Genomic DNA, 22,347 nt, shown 5'->3' with positions numbered 1-22,347 from the left:
GGGCCTGTAACAGTCATATGAAAGAAGTGTTATCATTCTTAGATATTCCCCATATTAGCAAGGCGTCCTACCATATCAAATGTTCATTTTGTGAAAAACCTGCACATGCAAAAATCTATTATGCCCATCAGCCAATAAAATTTAAAAACTATAAAGAATTCCAAAATTCGTCCATGATTTCACGCACCTCATAAAAAAGCTGTCATTCGACAGCTTTTTTTATCATTTTTTGGAGGAGAATGACCACTGGACTATATAAAAAACACGATAATTTTGCTAAAATATTAAAAAGTATCTAAAAATACATAACAATAACCTTTTCTAATCATAGGGAATTATTCTATTATTTTCTGATTAGTTACATTATAGGTTTTGATAAATTGGAGGAATGAACATGTGGGATATGGATATGGATATAGATCAAATCGCAAGAATTAAAGTAATAGGCGTTGGCGGCGGCGGAAATAATGCTGTTAACCGAATGATTGAAGCGGGTGTTCAAGGCGTTGAATTTATCGCAGTTAACACAGATGCCCAGGCTCTTAATCTATCAAAAGCAGAGATTAAAATGCAAATTGGTGCACAATTAACAAGAGGCTTAGGAGCAGGTGCTAATCCAGAAGTCGGCAGAAGAGCAGTAGAGGAGAGCCGAAAACAGCTAGAAGAGGTATTAAAGGGAGCTGACATGGTCTTTGTCACGGCCGGAATGGGCGGCGGAACAGGAACGGGAGCGGCCCCAGCCATTGCAGAAATCGCTCATGATCTCGGCGCATTAACGATTGGTGTTGTTACACGCCCATTTGGATTTGAAGGACGAAAGCGTGCACAAAACGCAGCAAGCGGAATCGAGTTTATGAGGAACGCGGTTGATACCTTAATTATTGTGCCAAATGACCGCTTATTGCAGATTGTCGATAAAAAGACGCCTATGATCGAAGCCTTCCGCGAAGCCGATAATGTCCTGCGTCAGGGTGTCCAAGGAATTTCGGATTTAATAGCCGTCCCAGGATTAATAAACCTTGACTTTGCTGATGTTAAAACTATTATGTCTAACCAGGGAACGGCATTAATGGGGATTGGGGTTGCAAAAGGGCCTAACCGCGCTGCGGAGGCTGCTAAAAAGGCGATTTCCAGTCCGTTACTCGAAACGTCCATTGACGGGGCACAAGGTGTCCTCATGAATATTACAGGCGGAAGCAATTTAAGCTTGTATGAAGTTCAGGAGGCAGCGGATATTGTTGCTTCTTCCGCAGATCACGAATTAAATATGATTTTTGGTTCCATCATTAACGATAGTCTAAAGGAAGAAATCATGATTACGGTTATTGCTACTGGTTTTGATGATAAAGAACGCACTAGATTAAACACAGCTTCAAACCTGTTAGGGACAAAGCCGTCATCACAAAGAGAAACGATAAAAGAACAGAAGGCAAATGAAGAATCTCAGCCTGAAAATGGAAGACATGATAATGGAAGACATGATAATGGCAGACAATGGATGGAACCCGAGGAAACACTTGATATTCCAACATTCCTGCGAAATCGTAATAGAAGATAAATCTTTTGGCTGCCGAGTGTCACTCGGCAGTCTTTTAATTTGAATGCTGTGTTAAAGGTTATTTTTAATTTTTTAACACTGTTGATTGAAGCACAAATCAACAGCCAAGTTTAACACGGCCATTTTGAATAATTTTTTTCGAGAAAGAGATATACTATTCATTGGTGGAATAATCAATATTACCAAGCTATATATGATTTAAAATAGGATGTTACCAAAAATAATGATTATGAATTAATTATTGTAGGAAAATTCGCAAAATAATTTTTTATGAAAGCGTATGCTATAATGATACTATTCATACAACAAAGGAGTTTTTGTAATGTTAAAAGATTTCTTTATGGGTTTATCACAAAACCAATTTCTAAATAGTGCTGCAAAGAAATACGGGCTTAAATTAGGAGCGCAAAGTGTTGTTGCCGGAACCACTATCGAAGAAACGATTAAAAGTATTAAAGAATTAAATGCGCACGGTATTTCAGCAACAGTCGATAATCTTGGCGAGTTTGTGTTTGAAAAAGAAGAGGCAACAAAAGCTAAAGAGCAAATTCTTAAGGTTATTGAGGCCATTCATGAAAATAAGGTCGATGCTCATATTTCCTTAAAACCAACCCAATTAGGATTGGATATTGATTATTCTTTTTGCTTAAGTAATTTACGAGAAATTGTTCATCTTGCGAACAACTACGGGATTTTTGTTAATTTTGACATGGAAGATTACGGCCATCTTAAGCCTTCGTTTGATTTATTAGATGAATTGTCTATGGAATATGGGAATGTAGGTACTGTTATTCAAGCTTACTTCTACGAAGCGCAAGAAAACCTTGAAAAATACAAAAATTATCGTTTACGTCTCGTAAAAGGTGCTTATAAAGAGCCTGAAGAGTATGCTTATCAAGATAAGAAAGATATTGATAAAAACTTTATTAAGCTAATCGAATGGCATTTAGTCAATGGAAAATTTACTTCGATTGCTACCCATGATCACCGTATTATTAATCATGTGAAGGAATTTGTTAAAAAGAACGATATTCCAAATGATAAATTCGAGTTTCAAATGCTTTATGGTTTCAGAAAAGACATGCAGCTTGACCTGGCAAAAGAAGGCTACAACTTCTGTACGTATGTACCTTTTGGAAATGACTGGTATGGCTATTTCATGAGACGTCTTGCAGAAAGACCGCAAAATTTAAATCTTGTTGCTAAGCAAGTGTTTAATAAGAAAACGAATACCATTATCGGTGTAGCTGCAGGTGCATTCTTATTAGGAAGAATTTCAAAGGCAAATAATAAAAAACGCCGTTAATTTAAAAGCTTTATGATTTTTTAAGAAGCTCCTGTGTAAGCAGGGGCTTTTTGCTTTCCTTTAAAATCCTCTAATTCAATTATTATTAGTAATTTTGACATGCTGCCCTGAATAGGATAGGTGAGTGAGATTTAAAGAGAATAAGAGGAGAGTCTACTATAATGGGTAAGCAATCATGGACAATCTCAATATTACTAATTAGCAGTTTAATAGGGGTAACAGGATGTACGGAAAAAACAACAACAAAACCAACAGCGGATAAGGTAACAGAGCCGCAAAAGAAACCTGAAACAAAACCTCCGGAAGAACCGGTAAAGGAAAAAGAACAAAAGCCTGTCACAGTTAATATCATTGATCCGAATACAAAAGCGATATTAAAAAACTTCATTCCTCTCGAAATGGGATTTGATGACAATAAAGAAACTTATCAAAAGGAAATTGAGAATTGGGCAAAGGAGATAGCTAGGGGAACACAAACAACGCCTGGCTACGATCAAAGAATGATCCTTGACAAGATTGATGCAAATGGACAAATCATAAAAGGAAAGCCTCAAGTTATCCTAGAAGAATCCGAGCTAGTGAAAAAAGTAATGACGGCATCGGTAAATGGCGGTGACGTTGAGCTTCCGCTTTATGTCACCGAAAGCGGCTATAAACCAGAGGATGCTGCCCATTTAAATGAAGCGGTTGTAGCGAGATATACCACCAGGTTTGACAGCCGGGTAATCGGGCGCTCAAAAAATATTGAGTTGTCATCTCAAGCCATTAATAATGTCATTGTAGGAGCTGGTGACTTTTTCTCCTTTAATACAACGGTTGGGCCTAGTGATGCCGCACATGGTTATCAAAAGGCAAAGGAAATCGTCAATAAGCAATTAGTCGATGGCATTGGCGGAGGAATTTGCCAAACCTCTTCCACTTTATTTAACGCAGTTGATCAAATAGGTGTTAGTTATGTCGAAAAACATCACCACTCATTGTCTGTCGGATACGTCCCTGCAGGGAGGGATGCTACCGTCTCGTATGGCGGTCCAGACTTTAGATTTCAAAATACGAAGGGTATTCCGTTATTAATTAAAGCTATTTACGGAAAAGGGACATTAACGGTTGAAGTTAGAACATCCATTGCTTATCAAAGCCTTATCGCTAAAGGAAATTAATATAGGCAGAGTCTATGTGAATAACACTAGATTCTGCCTTTTTATTTTCCAAATGAACTGTGTATATTCCTTCGTAAATATGCAAAAAATACCTTAGGCTTTTTTGAATAACCAAAGGAGGAATATTATGGGATGGGTTAATAGGTCGTTTTTATCCTTGATTATTTTCACTATTATTGGATGGACTGGAAATCAAAATGTATCTGCCCGTGTTTTGAATGAGGCAAATGTAAGAAAGCCATATGATATAGAAGTTAGCAGGCAGCAGCCTTCTGTGACAGGGGACCAGGGATTGTCTGAGGAATACCATGGTCATAAATCGAATCGGCCGGAAACAAAACTTAAGAAACCAAAACCGCCAGCCGCTAATAATAGGTATAAACAAATACAGCTTTTGGGTATTAATGACCTGCACGGTCAATTAAACGTGACGAGAAATGTTGGAGGGAAACCGGTAGGAAGAGCGGATTATCTCGCAGCATATTTAAAGCAAAGAGCAGCCGAAAATAAGAACACACTTCTTGTACAAGCCGGTGATATGGTTGGGGCCAGTCCGCCAGTTTCCGCTCTTTTACAGGATGAACCGACAATTGAAATCTTAAATAAACTTGGCTTTGATATTGGAACGGTTGGAAACCATGAGTTCGATGAGGGAGTAAAAGAACTTCTCCGCCTGATAAATGGGGGAACCCATCCAAAAACAGGGAATTTTGCGGGTTCTAATTTTCCTTGGATCGTTGCCAATATTATTGATGAGAAGACTGGAAAAACGATTTTACCGCCTTATAAAGTTTTAAAAGTAGATGGAATGTCCATTGGTTTTATCGGAGTGGTTACCACCGAGACTCCTACTGTTGTGGTGCCTAGCGGAGTGGCGGGAATAAAATTCACGGATGAAGTTGAAGCCATCAATCGGAACGTGGCAGAATTAAAAAAGCAAGGTGTGAAATCGATTATTGTTTTAGCGCATAACCCTGGTACATCTGGACCAAATGGGGAAAATCCAACAGGGCAGCTGGTTGATATTGCTAATCGTGTTGACGACGAAGTGGATATTATATTTGGGGGGCATAACCATGCGTATATGAATGCCACCATTGATAATAAATTAGTAGTTCAATCCTACTCTTATGGAACGGCATTTTCTGACGTGGATATCGAAATTGATCCAAAAACAAAGGATATAGTTTCAAAACGAGCAGAAATCGTCACAACCTTTCAAGAAGGCATCGAACCAGACCCTGAAATTAAACAAATCATTGAAGGCTACGAAGCAAAAATTGCTCCAATTGTGAACCGGGTAGTCGGATCCACTTCGGTTCCATTAACGGCCCTGCAAAATGGAAATGGAGAGTCTGTCTTGGGAGACTTTATCGCAGATGCTCAAAGGTCCGCGATGGGCACTCAATTTGCATTTATGAATCCAGGTGGTATTCGTGCCGATATTGATGCAGGGGATATCACATGGGGTGAGGTTTATACTGTTCAGCCATTTAATAATGAGCTTGTCAAAATGACAATGACAGGTCAGCAGATTCGAGACTTGCTTGAGCAGCAGTGGGGGGCGAAAACAACCATGCTGCAAATTTCCGGATTAACCTATTCGTGGGATCCCAATAAACCAGTTGGACAAAGGGTAGTGAGCATCAAGCTCCCAGATGGAACCGTGCTTGATCCTAATAACCCTTACACAGTGACAGCAAATATCTTCCTTTCTGGCGGGGGGGATGGGTTCACAGTATTTACGAAAGCACAAAACAAAGAAGTGGGACCATTGGATTTGGATGCACTCGTCAATTATATTTCAGCACAGCCAAAGCCATTTACCTATAATATTCAGAACCGGATTCAAAAGGTTCAATAATCAAGAATAGGGTGTCAGGCACCATCGACGGTGCCTGACACCCTATTCTATCTTAACCGTGATTTGATCCCATGCATTGTAGCCGTACCCTTTTCGATTCCAAAAAGGATTTGATGGTTGGATGCGGTTGGAGGAATCAGCAGCTTTGGACATGATGGTGTATTCACCTTTTGCTTCAACGGTCCACTCATATGACCAGGGGACCCAGCCATACCTTCCTGGACTTGGATCTAATAAATTAGCAGGAGCCCATGTTTGACCGTTATCCGTACTAATATCAACCTTGGAAATTTCCCCCTTTCCTGTCCAGGCAATTCCTTTAATGACATGTTTGCCTATATTTAGAATTTCTCTATCAAGTGGCTTTTGAATAGTTGAATTTACCTTCAAGCCCGTTACGGGAACAGCTCCTTCGTCATTATTTTTATTTGGAAAATAAACATAGTCCATCGATTGAAATGGTCCGGTAAAATGAGAATCGATTAAGGTTATTTGCTTAATCCATTTTACAGAAGCCATGCCATACCACTGTGGAACAATCAATCTCAATGGATATCCATGCTTAAATGGAATTGGTTGATTATTGTATTCGTAGGCTATAATCGTGTCTGGATGCAAGGCTTTTTTCACGGGAAGGCTTCTTTTAAAGGGAACAACCCCCTCGAGGTCGGTTCTTTTTCCGTAATCATACCCCTCCACGACAACTTCCTTTACACCATCTTTTATTCCTGCTGCTTCAAGTAGGGTCCTTAAAGATACTCCTTTCCAATAGCCTTGACTAATCCCACCTTTTTCCCACTGTTCTCCAAATACCTTTGGGTCGAATAGTCCTCGCTTATCTCCCGCACATTCCAGGGCAACCTTTATGGTTTTTGAAGGGAACTTCATAATCTCCTGCATGGAAAAGATTCTAGGTGTTTGAACATGGCCGTTGATAGGTAACCAATAGAAAGAATAGGTTAGTGGTGGATAGGAAAAATGGTTTCTTCGATAAAATAATTTAGGTGGAAGAATGTCTGTCTCAATAAACTGAATGGGTGTCTCTTTATTTTCAGGATGCAGCTTATGAACGGTAAGTGAAATATTTTGCATGGAAACCTCCTTGTAAGTGGAGCTGTCATATTAATAAATATGTTCCTTTACTAATGTTTTTGAAAGGAATTCTCTTTTTATAAATAATATTGGGGATGGAAAGGGTCTTATATTTCAATTTAAATATAAATAAAATATTCAAAATTGTATAAAATCAATTAATTATTTGATATAAATGAATTATTGATGGATTTTTCTCTTTATTTATTCAAAATTGAATAAATGAAGTAGTATTAAAGAGGGTGAGAGGTGGAGTTTTATATGGTCAATGAAAAAAATAGTTGGAATGAAAGTGAAGCCATTCTGCACTCCTTGCAAGATGATATTTTAGTGACCAATACGGATGGAATTATTTTGAAAGTAAGTGAAGCGACCGAAGGTATTTATAACTTAAAATCGAATGAAATGGTTGGCAGGTCGGTTTATGAACTTGAAAAAGAAGGAATTTTTACACCAATCTTGACCCCCATGGTGTTAAAAGAAAAGAAGAAAATTACAATTGTCCAGACCACAAATGATGGGAAAAAATTATTGGTTACTGGCATACCAGTTTTCAATCAAGAAAATCAACTAGTCCGAATCGTTAGTTATTCACATGATATTACTGAGTTACTAAATATGCAAAAATATTTAACCGATATGGAAGATGAAATGGAAAGAGTAAAAAGTGAGCTTGAAATGCTTAGAAATCTTCATTTCTATACTGAAGGCATGATTGCAAGCGGAGATGAAATGAGAAAGGTTTTACAACTTTCTTTACAGGTAGCTGAAATCGATGTAAATGTGTTACTTCTTGGTGAATCAGGAGTAGGAAAATCGCACATTGCCAAATTTATACACAATAAAAGTCCTAGAAAAGATGGTCCATTTATTGAAGTGAACTGTGGAGCGATCCCTGAGTCTCTTTTTGAGGCAGAGTTTTTTGGTTATGAATCCGGGTCCTTTACAGGCGCAAGCAATAAAGGAAAAGTAGGGTTAGCGGAGCTTGCAGAGGGTGGGACATTATTTCTAGATGAGATTGGGGAGTTGTCGTTAGCTAATCAAGTCAAAATACTGAAGTTTATCCAGGAAAAACAGTTTTACCGGGTCGGAGGAACAAAGGTCAGAAATGTTGATTTCCGAATCTTAGCAGCTACAAATAAAGATTTAGAGAAAGCGATTGAGGAAAAAACGTTTCGCCAGGATCTTTTTTTTCGTCTAAATGTTGTACCGATCACCATCCCTCCTTTACGAAAACGTCAAACGGACATTATTCCCTTAGTTGACTACTTTTTAAAGTATTTCTCTGAAAAATATAACAGAGAACGAGCCCTTGATGAAGGGATTATTTATTTATTGCTGACAAATGAATGGAAAGGAAATGTGAGGGAGTTAATCAATTTAATTGAAAGGCTGGTGGTTACGTCCTCTAAGCAGTTAATTGAAGTAGAAAACCTGCCTGAACGCTATCGAAAGACATACCAGGAGGTTGCAACGATTGAAGATGGGAATCGATCTTTGGATGAAATACTTGATAGCGTTGAAAAGCAAGTCTTGATAAAAGCTAGAAAACGTTATAAAACTACGACTCAAATCGCCAAAGCATTAGGAATCAGTCAACCATCAGTATTTAGAAAACTCAGAAAACACGGAATAGATTAAAAGGTGGCATAAAAATTGCATATTTAATTGTTAATAAAAAGATAAATTTAGGTAGAGGATGGGGGAGGTAAGGAGTGTTATTAATATTATAAAATTAATATTTATTTAAAGATAATATCTGGAAAATATATTTAAATAACTAGATTTATGTATATTTATTTCCAATTGCTTATAAACATTTAATTACTGAATATTTAAAATCTATATTGACATAAGATTTTTGAAAATTTATATTAAAAGAATGTTATGTATTTTATGGTTTATCAATAATAAAGGGGGATGGAATATGGAAGTTACTGTAGGACCTGCACAGTATGTAAGAGAGGCCGGTATATTAACAGCAGCTGGATCGTACATAAGAAATTTCGGAAAAACTGCTGCTCTTATTGGAGGACAGGTTAGTGTAGATATTGTAGAAGACACATTAAGAAAGAGTTTGTCCGCAGAAGGTATGTCTTTGTTGCCCTCCCTTTGGTATGGTGGAGAATCTTCTGAAACCAATATTAATAGACTGGTAGACAAATTACAGAGCCAAGAATTCGATGTTTTGATTGGAACAGGTGGAGGCAAAGCCATTGATACGGTTAAAGCTGTGGCATTCAAACTAAATAAACCATTGGTTGTCATCCCAACTATTGCGGCCACATGTGCTGCGGCGACACCTATTTCTATTCTTTATAACGATGAAGGTGAATTTATTGGAATTGGGAGGGAGTCGAAAGCTCCAGAACTGGTCATAGTAGATTCGACCATGCTGTTAAAAGCTCCCGTTCGCTTTTTAATAGCGGGGATTGGTGATACGCTGGCAAAATGGTTTGAAACAAGGGCTACTATACAAAAAGCAAATCCGACTGCGTTAAATCAAACGGCCTTTGCGATAGCGGCTCAAGTTTATAAAACTTTACATGAAATTGGTCATGAAGCAATTCAATCTGTTGAATCCCTCACTTTAACGAAAGCATTTGAAGATGTTGTCGATGCGATTATTTTAATTAGCGGAAGTGTGAGCGGGTACGGTGGGGATGATTGTAGGACAGCAGGAGCCCACGCCATTTATTCTGGCTTAACAATATTTCCGGAATGTCATCAATCGTATCACGGTGAAATTGTCGCCTTCGGAATCCTTGCGCAATTATGTTTGGAATCAAAGGATGAAGAGCTGCCCAACTTAATTCGTTATTATCAGGAAATCGGACTTCCCTTTACTTTGGAGCAAATGGGTATAAGTGAGTTAACCGATAATGAATGGAATAAGCTAGGTGAAATAACCGTCACGATTGAAGATATGGCAAACATGCCATTTAAAGTTACACCGGAAATGGTGATAAGAGCTGTAAAACAAGCGGATGGAATAGGAAGAGAGTTTTTAAGTATTTCATTATAAATATAAAGGGGGAAATAGTAATGAAAAAATGGTTAATGGTTGTTTGTTCATTGATGTTATTACTAGCATTAGCGGCATGTGGAAAAGAGGAAGCTTCCGGCAATTCCAAGAATGGAAAGTCGTCTGAACCATTGAAAGTGACGCTGCCTACTTGGACAGGTTATGGCCCATTATTTTTAGCCAAGGAAAAAGGCTTTTTCAAAAAGAATGGTATTGATGTGGATCTTTCCATTGTAGAAGGATTAGGCGAAAGAAAACAAGCGTTAGCAAGTGGAAAAATTGATGGAATGGCAACGGCACTCGATGTTCAGGTTTCTTTAGCGGCATCAAATATTCCGGTTCAAGTAGTTTGGCTATTGGATGATTCCCACGGCGGAGATGGGATTCTGGTGAAAAATAATATTAATAGTGTTAAAGACTTAAAAGGAAAAACGGTTGCATTTGAAGTAGGCTCAACAAGCCATATGCTCGCCCTGCAAGCATTAAAACAAGGCGGATTAACCGAAAAAGATGTCCAAGTCGTTCAAATGTCAGCAGGAGATGCAGGAGCCGCTTTTGCTGCGGGTAAAGTTGATGCAGCGGTAACATGGGAGCCTTGGTTAACAAAGGGATCACAAGCAAATGGAAAAGTATTGTTAACAACAAAGGATCTGCCTGGAATTATTGTAGATACGGTCAGCTTTAAGGAAGATGTTATCAAAAACCGTCCGGAAGATGTAAAAGCATTTGTTAAGGCGATGGGTGAAGCAATGACATATTGGAAAGAGCATGAGAAAGAAGCAAATGAAATTATGGCCAAAGGTCTAAAAATCGATTTAAAAGAATTTGAAGGAACAGTAACCGGATTAAAATTTTTCTCCAAAGAGGATAATCAAAAACTTTTCGGAACGGAAAGTGCAAAAGGTGACATTTATCAATCAGCTGAAAATGCAATTAAGTTTTACAAAGATCAAAAGATAATTGACAAAGAACCAAAAGTGGATAATGTTATCAATCCAAGCTTTCAAAAATAGAAAATAGAAAATAGATGTAAATGAAGCCTGACTCTTGAGGTGTTCTTCCGGCCTCATTGGTTAGGCTTTTTTAAAAAGATTAATAGAGAAAATAGGTGATTTAATGTTAGCTAAATTATTAACTCCTAATAAAGAAATATCGAAACCACTTTATACATCAGCAGGCTTTCTTACGTTTCTTCTATTATTATTGGTATGGTCAGTACTAAGCTACGGCAAGTTGGTGAATCCACTATTTTTACCTAGTCCGTCAGCAGTGCTAGCTACAGCTGTTGATTTATTCGCCAATGGAGACATTCTTTCAGATATCGGAATTAGTTTTTCACGGGTGTTAATGGGATTTCTTATTGCAGCCATTATTGGGATTCCATTAGGAATCTTAATGGGATCATTAAGGATTATGGAAGGGGCATTTGAGCCTGTCATCGGCTTTATTCGTTATATGCCAGCTTCAGCATTCATCCCCTTATTGATTTTATGGATTGGTCTTGGAGAGGCTGAAAAAATGAGTGTTATTTTCTTAGGAACATTTTTTCAGCTTACACTAATGATTATGGATGTGACAAAAAACGTTCAAAATGATTTGGTGGATGTTTCCTATACTTTAGGGGCCAAGAAAGCACAGGTTTTTACAAAGGTAATTCTTCCAGCTGCCTTGCCGGGAATTGTCGACACCCTTCGGATTACGTTTGGATGGGCGTGGACTTATCTAGTTGTAGCTGAAATTGTCGGAGCATCAAGTGGATTGGGTTACATGATTATGCAAGCATCAAGGTTCTTACAGCCAGATAAAATCATCGTAGGGATTTTAATCATTGGTTTATTAGGCTTAATAACCGATATTATTTTTAAAGCCATTTACCGCGCTTCGTTTTCGTGGATGAGAAAGGATGGTTTGTAGGATGGTCACTCCTGTTGTTAAAGAAATAGAAAGAGTTAAACTGATAATTCCTAACATTAGTAAACCAAAATTAGAAATTAAAGAAGTTGGTAAAATCTTTAAAACAAAAAGCGGAGAAACGACAGCATTAGAAAAGACGTCCTTTTCGATTGAAGAAGGGGAGTTTGTGACGATTTTAGGTCCATCCGGATGTGGAAAATCTACCGTTTTGCGAATTGTGGCGGGATTGGAAGAATCAACATCAGGTAAAGTTCTCCTAGATGGAGAGGAAATAAAGGGACCTGGTTCTGACAGAGGAATGGTGTTTCAATCCTATACCTTGTACCCTTGGTTAAGCGTTAAAGAGAATATTACCTTTGGTTTAAAGTTAAATGGAATTTCGCAAAAAGAACGGGACGATGTGGCTCGTCATTATTTGCAATTAATTGGTTTGGAAGGCTTTGAGAAGCATTATCCGATTCAATTATCAGGCGGTATGAAACAACGTGTGGCAATTGCCCGCGCCTTAGCAAACGATCCGAAAATTTTATTAATGGATGAACCATTTGGAGCATTAGATGCTCAAACGAGGAACATCATGCAGGAAGTGTTGTTAAAAGCATGGGAAGAGTCAAAAAAGACGATTTTATTCATTACCCATGATGTAGATGAATCTATTTTCTTAGCAGACTCTGTTTATGTAATGACGGCAAGACCAGGACGATTAAAGAAAAAGGTTCCGATTACTTTAGAAAGACCGAGAGATTTCAGCGTGAAGGCGACTGTGGAATTTGCAGAATATAAGGAAGAATTACTGTCTCTAATTAGGGAAGAAAGTTTAAAATCTATCAAATAATAAAATTTTAACAAGTGATGTATTACTTATGGGAGGATCAATAAATGGGGAAAAATTGGGAACATCTTATAAAAAATATGCCAAATCGTCTTGCTCCTAGTATGGCGAAGGATCATCCGAATTTACCTGTTGTGAAAGAAGAGGGCTGTTATTACTACGGTGTTGATGGCAAAAAATATCTTGATTTTACATCAGGTATTGCCGTTACCAATGTTGGACACCGACACCCAAAAATTGTTCAAGCGATAAAAGATGCAGCTGATGGTTTAATGCATGGACCTTCTGGTGTCATTATGTATGAATCCATTTTACGTTTAGCAGATGAGCTTGCCGAAATTTTACCGGGGGACCTAGATTGCTTTTTCTTTGCAAACAGTGGCGCAGAAGCAATCGAAGGTTCGATTAAGCTCGCTAAATACGCTACAAAACGGCCATATGTAATTTCTTTTACAGGTTGTTTTCATGGCCGTTCATTAGGAGCTCTAAGTGTCACCACATCAAAAAGTAAATATCGGAAATTTATGCAGCCATCCGGTCTAACCTATCAAATTCCTTATGCCAATGTCAAAGAGTGTCCGCAAGGTAAAGATCCGGAAGCATTTGTTATTGAAAAATTAGAAAAAGATTTTGCTAGCTTATTTAGTCATCAAGTTACTCCGGAAGAAGTGGCATGTGTTATTTTAGAACCAGTTCTTGGAGAAGGCGGATATATCGTTCCACCAAAAGGCTGGTTGAAAAGAGTCCGTGAAATTTGTGACCGACATAACATTTTACTCATTTTTGATGAAGTCCAAACTGGATTTGGACGTACAGGAGAATGGTTCGCGGCACAAACTTTTGATGTCACTCCTGACATAATGGCAATTGCAAAAGGGATTGCTTCTGGTCTCCCATTAAGTGCAACTGTCGCATCGAGTGATTTAATGAAGCAATGGCCGCTAGGAAGTCATGGGACAACTTTTGGCGGGAATCCAATTGCATGTTCAGTTGGACTTGCTACCTTGGAAGTGATGAAAGAGGAAAACCTTCTCGAAAACACAAGGAATATGGGGAAGTATGCAGTTGAACAGCTTGAGCAGATTAAAGAAAGGCATCCTGTTATCGGCAGCATTCGTGCTGTTGGTCTTATGATAGGAATTGAAATTGTTAATCCAAAAACTGGGGATCCGGATGGCAAGGCGTTGTTAAAAATTCTTGATTTGGCGCTTGAAAAAGGTGTTTTATTTTACCTATGCGGAAATCATAGCGAAGTAATTAGAATGATTCCACCGTTAATCGTTACAAAAGAACAAATTGATGAGGGATTAAAAATTCTAGATGAGGCATTGTCTGAATATGAAGCCACAATTATGAACCTTGTAGAATATTAAGTCATAAGAAAACCCATGAAATGGTATCTCATGGGTTTTCTTATTTTTTAAGTTAGTTATATAACTGTTCCAGTTCATCTATTAGTGACCCCACATAAGCAACAGCTTTACGGATTGGGTCAGGAGTCGACATATCGAGTCCCGCACACTTAATGAGTTCAAGCGGTTTCATGGTGCCGCCAGCACGAAGTACCTCAAGCCAGCGATCAACAGCTGGCTGACCTTCTTCTTGTATCATTTGGGCCACAGCAGTAGAAACAGTCAAGCCAGCAGAGTAGGTATATGGGTATAGTCCCATGTAATAATGAGGTTGACGCATCCATGTAAGTCCTGCACCTTCATCGATCTCAACTGTATTTCCCCAGAATTCGGTAAGGACTTCACATGTCATTTCAGTTAATGTTTTGGCTGTTAGGGCTTTACCTTCTTCAGCGAACGCATACACACGGCGTTGATATTCGGCTTCCAGTAAATGGGTAACAAAGTTATGATAGTACGTTCCTAATAATTGCAGAATCACCCAGCGCCGCATTTGTTTATCTTCTGTATTTGAGAGCAAGTGCTGCCCCAAAAGCATTTCATTCATGGTGGAAGGGGCTTCAACAAAATACATCGATGGGCGGACATTCATAATTCGTTGATTATTATTGGCTAAATAAAAATGTCCGGCATGTCCGAATTCATGTGCCAGGGTGAAACAGCCGCGCATATTATCCTGCCATGTGATAAGAACATATGGATGGGAACCATATGGGCTCGAACAGAAGGCACCAGTTGATTTTCCAACATTGTCGGCTCGGTCGACCCATCTTTCCTTAATTCCCCGTTCGATGATTTCGCTATATTCAGGCCCCATGACCTTAAGGGATTCTAAGATTAATTGGCTTGCTTCTTCAAAGGTGGTTGATGGATTGAAATCCGCATCTAATGGCGCTTTCAAATCACAGAAAAGCATTTTGTCCAGACCTAAATGTCTTTGTTTCAGTTGGGCAAAGCGGTGCATATGCGGGGCGAGCTCTTGATAAATAATGTCAATTTGATTGTTATACATTTCTAGTGATACCTGGTGCGGCTCTAACAGCATATGGGTGACGGAATCATATTTCCGCATGCGGGAAAGGGTGACTTGTTTTATGACTTCCGCAGAATATGTTGCTGCCATTGTATTTTTATATTGCTTAAGTGTGGAAACAAAAGAATTATACGCTTTTCTGCGAATCTCAGTGTCTGGTGAAAATTCATAACGGTTCTCAAATAAGGCAAACGATACAGGCCATTCGCTTCCATTCGCGTCCTGAATAGGTGCGAACTCCATGTCCGCTAATTTGCTCATTTGATAAATTTGGTACGGGGCACCTTGCAGCTCACCAAGTGCAGCCAGTACTTCCTCCGTTTCTGCCGATAGCTTGTGTTTTTTCGATTCAAGCAGCTCTAATAAATTTTTACGAAAAGGTTGGAGCTCAGGTTCCTGCTGTAGGTATTTTTCTACCATACCATCCTCAAGGGCAAGAATTTCCGAATCAATAAAGGACAGAGCAGCAACGCTTTTTGTTCGTAAGGAAAAGAAGTTAGCCAAATTGGCTTGATGATTGGGATCAGTTCCATCTGCAGATTGTTTCAAACTCGCGAAAGTCCAAGCTTTAATAATTTTCTTCGAAAGTTGTTCTTGTGCGACTAAACAATCTAATAAGGCTTTAGATCCAGTATGTAAGGTATCTTTATATCTATCAAATTGTGAAATATCCTGTTCAATTACGTTTAATTCTTGTTTCCATGCCTGCTCTGATGGGAATAAATCATCAAGATTCCAAGTCAATTCCTCTGGTATTTCTGAGCGGTTTAGCCGTTTTTCAACTGTTTTTTCCATCGTTTTGCCCCCTAATTTATTTCGGACTACTAAATTTTATCTTATAATATTTGAAAATTAAGTCAACTAGAAGTTGGGCATAAAAAATGTAAGTTTTTCTGACATTTCTCTATCTTAATCAAATTTCTTAGTAAGGAATCCTGACAACAATACTGAAGTTCCGTTTTTGGTATGACATACTTACAAAAAGGAAAACGATTCTTGCTTTTTCCATAGGTATTGGAGGTGCAAAAGAATGGTTCGATATTTTGCTCAGTTTTTAACAATCCTCGTTTTTTATTTATTGGGAAATGGGTTGGTAACTTGGTTTAGTCTCCCGCTTTCTGGAAGTATTGTCGGTATGGTACTGCTATTCATAGCCTTGATATTAGGGGTTTGTGATTTAAAATGGGTGGAGTCAGTTGCTCAGTTGCATATCAAACATATAACTCTTCTTTTTATTCCTTTTGCTGTAGGAATATGGCATTTTACCAGGATTTTTCGAAATGAAGGGGTAAAGCTTTCTGCGATATTAGCAGTTAGTAGTCTGGTTGTACTGTTTATAACAGCCATAATTGCAGAAATCATTGAAACTAATAGTAAAAGGGGCAAACGAAATGGAGAAAATGATTGATAATATTCTATTGTGTACTTTTATTACAGTTGCAAGCTACTTAATGGGGGTGATGGTTTTTCAAAAATTTAAAAAGGCTTGGCTTAATCCGTTATATACTTGTACCGTTTTTATTATTTGCGTTTTGACTCTTTTTCATCTCAATTTTACTGGATACACTTCTGGAACTGATCTCTTCTCACTGCTAATGGGAACAGCAACGGTTTCACTTGCTGTACCTTTATATAAACAATTTGCTTTGATTAAAAAAAATTTCTTCATAATTGTTTGTGCAGTAATGACAGGTACGTTGACAGGTGTGGCGTCCATAGTATTGTTAACTAAGGTATTGCATATGAATCAAGAAATGATGATTTCGATGATTCCCAAATCTGTTACTGCTCCAATTGCCCTTTCTATCTCACAATCACTAGGAGGGATTCCATCCTTAACAGTTTCTTTTGTTTTTGTTTCAGCCATTTTTTCACTGGCTATTGGACCGGGGTTATTAAAATACACGCGAATTAAGAGTAAAGTTGCTAAGGGGTTAGCCTTGGGAACATCCGCTCAAGCAATTGGAGCGAAACGGGCGTTTGATTGGGGAGAAGTAGAAGGTGCGATGGGAAGTATCGCTATGATCACAGCAGCACTGTGTATGTCATTGATTGCACCATTTCTCATTTATTTTTATCTCTAAGATGGAGAAAGGGAGTGAAGTCTATTCACTTCCTTATTTTTATAATATTTCGTCTATTCGTTGACCCTTTATTTTTTTCAATGGTATCATAAAAAGGTAAGCGTTTGCAGTTAAGGGGGAGGAATGAAATTTGAATTTTGGTAATCATGTTCAATTAAAGGTGTACCAGCAGTTGGAGGAAAATATTATTCCAGTTTCTTATGAAGAGCTAGAAGCAAAGGCGAAGGCGCTTTTGGATGCAAAACCCTATTACTATGTAGCTGCTTCAGCAGGTGCCGAGATTACAGCCAAACAAAATAATAAAGCTTTTGAAAAATGGCAAATCGTTCCTCGAATGTTATGTGATACATCTAAAAGGGACTTAAGCATTGAGCTTTTTGGCAAAAAACTCGCTTATCCGCTATTGCTTGCACCGGTTGGAGTTCAATCAATTGTGCACCCAGAAGGGGAGTTGGCAAGTGCTCGCGGCGCAGCAGCGATGAACGTTCCTTTTATTGCAAGTACAGCTTCTACATACAGCCTGGAAAATATAGCGTCAGAAGCAGGACAAGGGGAAAGATGGTTCCAGCTTTATTGGAGTAATGACAGAGAAATTGCCGCAAGTATGGTCAAAAGGGCAGAAGCATCTGGCTATAGTGCGATTGTGATCACACTTGACACACCAATGATGGCATGGCGGGAAAAGGATATTGAGCATGCTTATCTGCCGTTTTTGGAGGCAAAGGGAATTGGAAATTATCTTGAGGATCCTGTTTTTTGCTCCAGATTGGAGAGATCTCCTCAGGAGGATATGAAATCGGCCATCACGCTCTGGTCCCGCGTTTTTGGGAATCCAACCTTAACCTGGAATGATTTAGAGTTTATTAAAAGTCAAACATCGCTGCCAATCCTGTTAAAGGGCATCTTGCATCCAGATGATGCAAAACTTGCTGTCGAACATGGAGTTGATGGAATTATTGTCAGCAATCATGGCGGCAGACAAGTGGATGGAGCCATTGCTGCTATTGATGCTTTACCAGATATCGTTGATGCTGTTAAGGGGGAAATCCCTGTGTTACTGGACAGCGGCATTCGCAGAGGTTCAGATATGATCAAGGCATTAGCATTAGGTGCAAAAGCGGTATTAATTGGCCGCCCATTCATGTATGGACTTGCTTTAGCTGGCGAAGATGGGGTTAAACAGGTTTTGAGAAATTTGCTTGCTGATTTTGATTTAACATTGGCTTTATCTGGGAAACGTTCTGTGGATCAGCTAAATCGAGATTTATTAAAGGAAATATAAAATTATCAAACGATGAAAAGAGGGAGCACCTTGGAAGAAAAGGTTTTAATGGCCATTCAAGATGAATATCCAGAAGATTTTGCGTGGTGTTATGGCTGCGGCCGAATGAATGAAGAGGGGCATCATTTCCGAACAGGCTGGAATGGGGAACAAACCATTACCATTTATACACCTGAACCGCGGCACATGGCACTTCCTGGGTTTGTTTACGGCGGAATCGTTGCCTCGCTCATTGATTGCCACGGGACAGGGTCTGCCGCATTGGCGCTGCATCGGAAAAATGGTCATGAACCAGGGGATGAAGCTGAACCGCCGCGTTTTGTGACAGCTTCTTTAAATGTTAATTTTTTAAAGCCAACCCCCCATGGTGTACCGTTAAAAGCGATTGGAGCTGTGACCGAGATTCACCCGAAGAAATTTAAAGTGGAAACGGAAGTTTATGCGGAGGATACCCTCTGTGCCCGCGGAGAAGTCGTTGCAGTGGTCATGCCGAGTACTTTTTTAAACAAATAATTTATAAAAGAAATGCGCCAGGTCATCAAAATTTGATGTTCACTGGCGCTTTTTTTTGGAACCTAAAAAGATGATTCTCCAAAATATTCTTCAACAAACTGTTCGAGCTGTTGCAGGTCTTTTTCAAGTTCTTTTCTTCCAAATGATTTTAATGAAAGGATGGCACTTTCGATGAGGAATCTACGTGGATTCTTTGAGTCCATCAATTCATCTTCAATAAAATCTAATAACTCGGTGGATTTTGATTGTTTCTCATTTTGAATAAAAGTACTTTTCAGTATAAAAATAGTATGATGGAGCTTTTTTTGAAATGCGTGATTCGGTCTCCTGCAGTCAGGCAGCCAGCTTTCAAATAGCTCTGGCTGAATTAATTGATCATCAGATTCCACTAATTCATCTACTATTTTCACCAAGCGCTTAACAGAAAAACGGACCACATGACCAATATTTGCATTTGATTCATTTGCCCTATGATGATATTTTAGATTTTCACGAAGAATCCCCATAAACATTATCGCACTATCCAATAAATAAGGTTTCCTTTTTTCACCAAAAATGTCGATTAACCGATGATATATCCAACTTATATTTTTTAATTGGCCTTGTTGCATATATTCCTTAAGATCTGAATCATTTAAAACCATTACTTCTTCAAATAATGAAATTAAGTTATTCTTTCTATTTGTCTTTAATTGTATTTCCACTTGTTTTATAAAAATCTCTATATCTGAACGGTTTTGACCAATTAATAATTCATTCCGTTCTTTTTCCAATTCGGAATAGTTTGTTTTGAAAATGGCCATTAATAGTTCGTTTTTCGATGAAAAGTAGTTATAAAAAGTACCTTTTGAAATTCCACTATATTCTAAAATATCTTGGATTGATGTGGCTTGAAATCCTTTATCGATAAATAACTGGTGTGCTACCTTTACAACATGCTGCTTTCGGTCATTCATAAAATCACCTTGGTTTCATATTGTACTTAGAGTACAAAAATATAGTACATGAAAAACGTTTTCTTTACAAACCTTAATATTTAGCAAACTTTTTTATTGCAAAAATTGAACCATGCGTATATTATTATGTAAGTGTGAAACAGGGGTATAAAAAAATGAACAAGGGGTATACAGGGAGGAATACAATGGAACAATCAAATAAACAAACTAATCGTCCACCGTACGGAATTATTGCCGTCTTGATGATTGGAGCTTTTATAGCATTCTTAAATAACACATTGTTAAATATCGCGCTGCCATCGATCATGAAAGACTTAGATGTTGAAGCATCGACTGTTCAATGGCTGACAACTGGTTTCATGTTAGTAAATGGAATACTCATACCAACAACAGCATTTTTAATTCAAAAATATTCTGTCCGCCAATTATTTTTAACAGCGATGGGCTTATTTACAATAGGAACAATTTTAGCAGGTTTTGCCCATGTGTTTCCGATATTATTAGCTGGCCGGATGATTCAAGCTTCTGGTTCAGCTATTATGATGCCGTTGCTAATGAATGTTATGTTAACAAGCTTTCCGCTTGAAAAACGTGGAACAGCGATGGGGTTTTTCGGATTAGTATTAATGTTCGCTCCAGCCATTGGTCCAACCTTATCAGGGTGGATTATTGAACACTATGATTGGAGAATGCTTTTCCATTTCATTACACCAATTGCAATCATCGTCATGTTGATTGGACTTTTTAAGCTGAAAGATAAGAAGGAAAAAACGTATAATCGTCTTGACTTCTTATCACTCTTATTATCAAGCATAGGCTTCGGGGGAATCTTATATGGATTTAGTTCAGCCGGAAAAGAAGGCTGGGATAGTCCAGAAGTATATGGAACGATTGCAGTTGGAGTTGTTTCCCTAGTTGTATTTATTATACGTCAATTAAAACAAGAGCGTCCGATGCTTAACTTTAAGATTTATAAGTATCCTGCATTTGCGCTTGCTTCAGCAATTTCCATGGTTGTTACAATGGCGATGTTTTCTGGGATGATCCTTCTGCCTATTTATGTTCAAACGATTCGCGGTATTTCTCCTTTAGATGCTGGATTGATGTTGCTGCCAGGAGCAATTGTTATGGCCATCATGATGCCGATAACAGGAAAATTATTTGATAAGTTTGGCGGTCGTTTATTAGCGATTATTGGGTTAACAATTACAGTAGTTACTAGTTACATGTTAAGTAAATTAACGCTGGACACAACATACCCACACTTAATTATGTTATATACGTTCCGGATGTTTGGGATGTCGATGGTCAATATGCCGGTAACGACTAACGGATTAAACCAATTGCCTGCACGATTCTATCCGCATGGAACAGCCATGAATAGTACGATGCAGCAAGTATCTGGTGCTATCGGAACTGCCTTACTGGTTACGGTCATGTCCACTCGGGCAAAAACACATGCAACTGAAATTGGTGCCGCAGCAATGAAACATTTGACGAAGCAGCCGACACCTCAGGTAATTGCTGAAATGAAACAGCAAATCATGATGAAAGCAATGCTCGAAGGTATTAATGATGCATTCTATGTGTCCGTCTTCATCGCTGGTCTTGCTTTAGTCCTAGCATTATTTATTAAACGGGCAAAACAAGCAGAAGATTCTGGCGATAAACAGTCAGCAAGTAATAAGGTAACAGGTAAATTAGCAGAAAATTAATAGCAAGAGGTGACTATCATGGTCACCTCTTTTTTTCGATTCGAAAATTTGCTATTTTAAAGACAATCCATCAATATTAACTTAAGATATTTGCCATAAAGGAGAATTGAATATGATAACAGAAAAAGATCCCTTAACACTTTTTTCTAATGCTTACATAGAACGCTGCAGCAAGGATACAGAAACGATGATTGCAGAAGAGTCTTCCAGCTTTTTAAACGAACCAATTGTTTATTTAAAATTACATAAAAACGAGTTTATTTATATGGAATTGAGTTCGTTTGAAGAAATAAAGGTTGAAGCGGTTTCCTTAGAAGTGGATGATGTATTTGGAACCTATGATGTGATGTTAGGTTTAAAGCTGCAGAAGAAATATGAAAAAAACATAAAGGAATTTTTAAATTCGAATCTAAATGGTAAGGGGGCCAAATTTGATTTAATGTTTAGTCCGGAAGATGGTCTTTGGAATTTAAATTTTACTCTGAACTTTGTTGCCGGGTTTCAAGAGGAAATGACCATTAGTGAAGCCTTTCAGCTAATTTACAGTTTCTTATCTAAGCTAGTTGCTGAGGTAAATGGGGCAGCATAAAAAGCTAACCAG

General features: G+C 38.3%; 19 protein-coding genes. 16 read left to right on the top strand and 3 right to left on the bottom strand.

The genetic code is table 11. The features are described from left to right. The first annotated feature begins 394 nt into the window (after window positions 1-394). The 4 genes from ftsZ to PH210_RS09080 all read left to right on the top strand — a co-directional run bounded on the left by ftsZ (window position 395) and on the right by PH210_RS09080 (window position 5,888). A complete protein-coding gene (gene ftsZ, locus PH210_RS09095; RefSeq protein ID WP_289984770.1) occupies window positions 395-1,558 on the top strand; it encodes a cell division protein FtsZ in 1,164 nt (387 codons plus the stop codon). Window positions 1,559-1,880: 322 nt separating this feature from the next. After that, entirely contained in the window at window positions 1,881-2,864 is a 984-nt protein-coding gene (locus PH210_RS09090; RefSeq protein WP_289984768.1) for a proline dehydrogenase family protein, read from the top strand. Between the two features lie 161 nt (window positions 2,865-3,025). Beyond that, window positions 3,026-4,024: a VanW family protein gene (locus PH210_RS09085; protein ID WP_289984766.1), complete on the top strand. Its 999-nt coding sequence runs from the start codon at window positions 3,026-3,028 to the stop codon at window positions 4,022-4,024. Window positions 4,025-4,151: 127 nt separating this feature from the next. Beyond that, window positions 4,152-5,888: a bifunctional metallophosphatase/5'-nucleotidase gene (locus PH210_RS09080; RefSeq protein ID WP_289984764.1), complete on the top strand. Its 1,737-nt coding sequence runs from the start codon at window positions 4,152-4,154 to the stop codon at window positions 5,886-5,888. A gap of 42 nt (window positions 5,889-5,930) precedes the next feature. Here the strand turns inward: PH210_RS09080 and PH210_RS09075 are convergent, their stop codons facing one another. Further along, entirely contained in the window at window positions 5,931-6,980 is a 1,050-nt protein-coding gene (locus tag PH210_RS09075; RefSeq protein ID WP_289984763.1) for a sulfite oxidase, read from the bottom strand. 261 nt (window positions 6,981-7,241) lie between these two features. Here PH210_RS09075 and PH210_RS09070 point away from each other — a divergent pair, with 261 nt between their 5' ends. The 6 genes from PH210_RS09070 (at window position 7,242) to PH210_RS09045 (ending at window position 14,124) form a co-directional block, all read left to right on the top strand. After that, window positions 7,242-8,621 carry a sigma-54 interaction domain-containing protein gene (locus PH210_RS09070; protein ID WP_289984762.1) on the top strand — a complete coding sequence of 460 codons (1,380 nt, stop codon included), beginning with the start codon at window positions 7,242-7,244 and terminating at the stop codon, window positions 8,619-8,621. 286 nt (window positions 8,622-8,907) lie between these two features. Continuing rightward, window positions 8,908-10,005, top strand: coding sequence for an iron-containing alcohol dehydrogenase family protein (locus PH210_RS09065; protein ID WP_289984761.1), 1,098 nt, complete (start codon window positions 8,908-8,910; stop codon window positions 10,003-10,005). Window positions 10,006-10,025: 20 nt separating this feature from the next. Beyond that, window positions 10,026-11,018, top strand: coding sequence for an ABC transporter substrate-binding protein (locus PH210_RS09060; protein WP_289984759.1), 993 nt, complete (start codon window positions 10,026-10,028; stop codon window positions 11,016-11,018). A 103-nt stretch (window positions 11,019-11,121) separates the two neighbouring features. Next, the gene (locus PH210_RS09055; RefSeq protein WP_289984758.1) at window positions 11,122-11,919 is read left to right on the top strand and encodes an ABC transporter permease; all 798 of its coding nucleotides are present in this window, start codon (window positions 11,122-11,124) and stop codon (window positions 11,917-11,919) included. Between the two features lies 1 nt (window position 11,920). Further along, window positions 11,921-12,754, top strand: coding sequence for an ABC transporter ATP-binding protein (locus tag PH210_RS09050; protein WP_289984756.1), 834 nt, complete (start codon window positions 11,921-11,923; stop codon window positions 12,752-12,754). A gap of 44 nt (window positions 12,755-12,798) precedes the next feature. Continuing rightward, window positions 12,799-14,124 carry an aspartate aminotransferase family protein gene (locus tag PH210_RS09045; protein ID WP_289984754.1) on the top strand — a complete coding sequence of 442 codons (1,326 nt, stop codon included), beginning with the start codon at window positions 12,799-12,801 and terminating at the stop codon, window positions 14,122-14,124. A 52-nt stretch (window positions 14,125-14,176) separates the two neighbouring features. Here PH210_RS09045 and pepF read toward each other — a convergent pair whose 3' ends face one another. After that, window positions 14,177-15,991, bottom strand: a complete 1,815-nt coding sequence (gene pepF, locus PH210_RS09040) for an oligoendopeptidase F (RefSeq protein WP_289984753.1) — start codon at window positions 15,989-15,991, stop codon at window positions 14,177-14,179. 235 nt (window positions 15,992-16,226) lie between these two features. Here pepF and PH210_RS09035 point away from each other — a divergent pair, with 235 nt between their 5' ends. The 4 genes from PH210_RS09035 to PH210_RS09020 all read left to right on the top strand — a co-directional run bounded on the left by PH210_RS09035 (window position 16,227) and on the right by PH210_RS09020 (window position 19,075). Beyond that, entirely contained in the window at window positions 16,227-16,604 is a 378-nt protein-coding gene (locus PH210_RS09035) for a CidA/LrgA family protein (protein ID WP_289984752.1), read from the top strand. Continuing rightward, on the top strand, window positions 16,588-17,280 hold the full coding sequence (locus PH210_RS09030; protein WP_289984750.1) for an LrgB family protein: 693 nt from the start codon (window positions 16,588-16,590) through the stop codon (window positions 17,278-17,280). Before PH210_RS09035 ends, PH210_RS09030 begins: the two co-directional genes overlap by 17 nt. Before the next feature lie 130 nt (window positions 17,281-17,410). Next, the gene (locus tag PH210_RS09025; protein ID WP_289984748.1) at window positions 17,411-18,562 is read left to right on the top strand and encodes a lactate 2-monooxygenase; all 1,152 of its coding nucleotides are present in this window, start codon (window positions 17,411-17,413) and stop codon (window positions 18,560-18,562) included. Window positions 18,563-18,574: 12 nt separating this feature from the next. Further along, entirely contained in the window at window positions 18,575-19,075 is a 501-nt protein-coding gene (locus tag PH210_RS09020) for a PaaI family thioesterase (protein WP_483312092.1), read from the top strand. A gap of 62 nt (window positions 19,076-19,137) precedes the next feature. On the opposite strand, the gene PH210_RS09015 is transcribed toward PH210_RS09020, so the two are convergent. After that, window positions 19,138-20,031, bottom strand: a complete 894-nt coding sequence (locus tag PH210_RS09015) for a TetR/AcrR family transcriptional regulator (RefSeq protein ID WP_289984746.1) — start codon at window positions 20,029-20,031, stop codon at window positions 19,138-19,140. A gap of 185 nt (window positions 20,032-20,216) precedes the next feature. On the opposite strand from PH210_RS09015, the gene PH210_RS09010 reads away from it, so the two are divergent. Then, window positions 20,217-21,746 carry a DHA2 family efflux MFS transporter permease subunit gene (locus PH210_RS09010; RefSeq protein ID WP_289984744.1) on the top strand — a complete coding sequence of 510 codons (1,530 nt, stop codon included), beginning with the start codon at window positions 20,217-20,219 and terminating at the stop codon, window positions 21,744-21,746. Between the two features lie 112 nt (window positions 21,747-21,858). After that, window positions 21,859-22,335, top strand: a complete 477-nt coding sequence (locus tag PH210_RS09005; RefSeq protein WP_289984741.1) for a branched-chain amino acid aminotransferase — start codon at window positions 21,859-21,861, stop codon at window positions 22,333-22,335. Window positions 22,336-22,347 lie beyond the last annotated feature (12 nt).

The sequence above is a fragment of the Paenibacillus sp. BSR1-1 genome (genome assembly GCF_030403775.1).
Classification (GTDB): domain Bacteria; phylum Bacillota; class Bacilli; order Bacillales; family Cytobacillaceae; genus Neobacillus.
The sequence above is the reverse complement of the archived record's forward strand: the minus strand, read 5'-3'. Positions and strand labels throughout refer to the sequence as shown.

Excerpts from the sequence above, each read along its gene's own strand:
- ftsZ (WP_289984770.1), top strand. The coding sequence starts at position 395 with ATGTGGGATATGGATATGGATATAGATCAAATCGCAAGAATTAAAGTA.
- PH210_RS09090 (WP_289984768.1), top strand. The coding sequence starts at position 1,881 with ATGTTAAAAGATTTCTTTATGGGTTTATCACAAAACCAATTTCTAAAT.
- PH210_RS09085 (WP_289984766.1), top strand. The coding sequence starts at position 3,026 with ATGGGTAAGCAATCATGGACAATCTCAATATTACTAATTAGCAGTTTA.
- PH210_RS09080 (WP_289984764.1), top strand. The coding sequence starts at position 4,152 with ATGGGATGGGTTAATAGGTCGTTTTTATCCTTGATTATTTTCACTATT.
- PH210_RS09075 (WP_289984763.1), bottom strand. The coding sequence starts at position 6,980 with ATGCAAAATATTTCACTTACCGTTCATAAGCTGCATCCTGAAAATAAA.
- PH210_RS09070 (WP_289984762.1), top strand. The coding sequence starts at position 7,242 with ATGGTCAATGAAAAAAATAGTTGGAATGAAAGTGAAGCCATTCTGCAC.
- PH210_RS09065 (WP_289984761.1), top strand. The coding sequence starts at position 8,908 with ATGGAAGTTACTGTAGGACCTGCACAGTATGTAAGAGAGGCCGGTATA.
- PH210_RS09060 (WP_289984759.1), top strand. The coding sequence starts at position 10,026 with ATGAAAAAATGGTTAATGGTTGTTTGTTCATTGATGTTATTACTAGCA.
- PH210_RS09055 (WP_289984758.1), top strand. The coding sequence starts at position 11,122 with ATGTTAGCTAAATTATTAACTCCTAATAAAGAAATATCGAAACCACTT.
- PH210_RS09050 (WP_289984756.1), top strand. The coding sequence starts at position 11,921 with ATGGTCACTCCTGTTGTTAAAGAAATAGAAAGAGTTAAACTGATAATT.
- PH210_RS09045 (WP_289984754.1), top strand. The coding sequence starts at position 12,799 with ATGGGGAAAAATTGGGAACATCTTATAAAAAATATGCCAAATCGTCTT.
- pepF (WP_289984753.1), bottom strand. The coding sequence starts at position 15,991 with ATGGAAAAAACAGTTGAAAAACGGCTAAACCGCTCAGAAATACCAGAG.
- PH210_RS09035 (WP_289984752.1), top strand. The coding sequence starts at position 16,227 with ATGGTTCGATATTTTGCTCAGTTTTTAACAATCCTCGTTTTTTATTTA.
- PH210_RS09030 (WP_289984750.1), top strand. The coding sequence starts at position 16,588 with ATGGAGAAAATGATTGATAATATTCTATTGTGTACTTTTATTACAGTT.
- PH210_RS09020 (WP_483312092.1), top strand. The coding sequence starts at position 18,575 with ATGAAAAGAGGGAGCACCTTGGAAGAAAAGGTTTTAATGGCCATTCAA.
- PH210_RS09015 (WP_289984746.1), bottom strand. The coding sequence starts at position 20,031 with ATGAATGACCGAAAGCAGCATGTTGTAAAGGTAGCACACCAGTTATTT.
- PH210_RS09010 (WP_289984744.1), top strand. The coding sequence starts at position 20,217 with ATGGAACAATCAAATAAACAAACTAATCGTCCACCGTACGGAATTATT.
- PH210_RS09005 (WP_289984741.1), top strand. The coding sequence starts at position 21,859 with ATGATAACAGAAAAAGATCCCTTAACACTTTTTTCTAATGCTTACATA.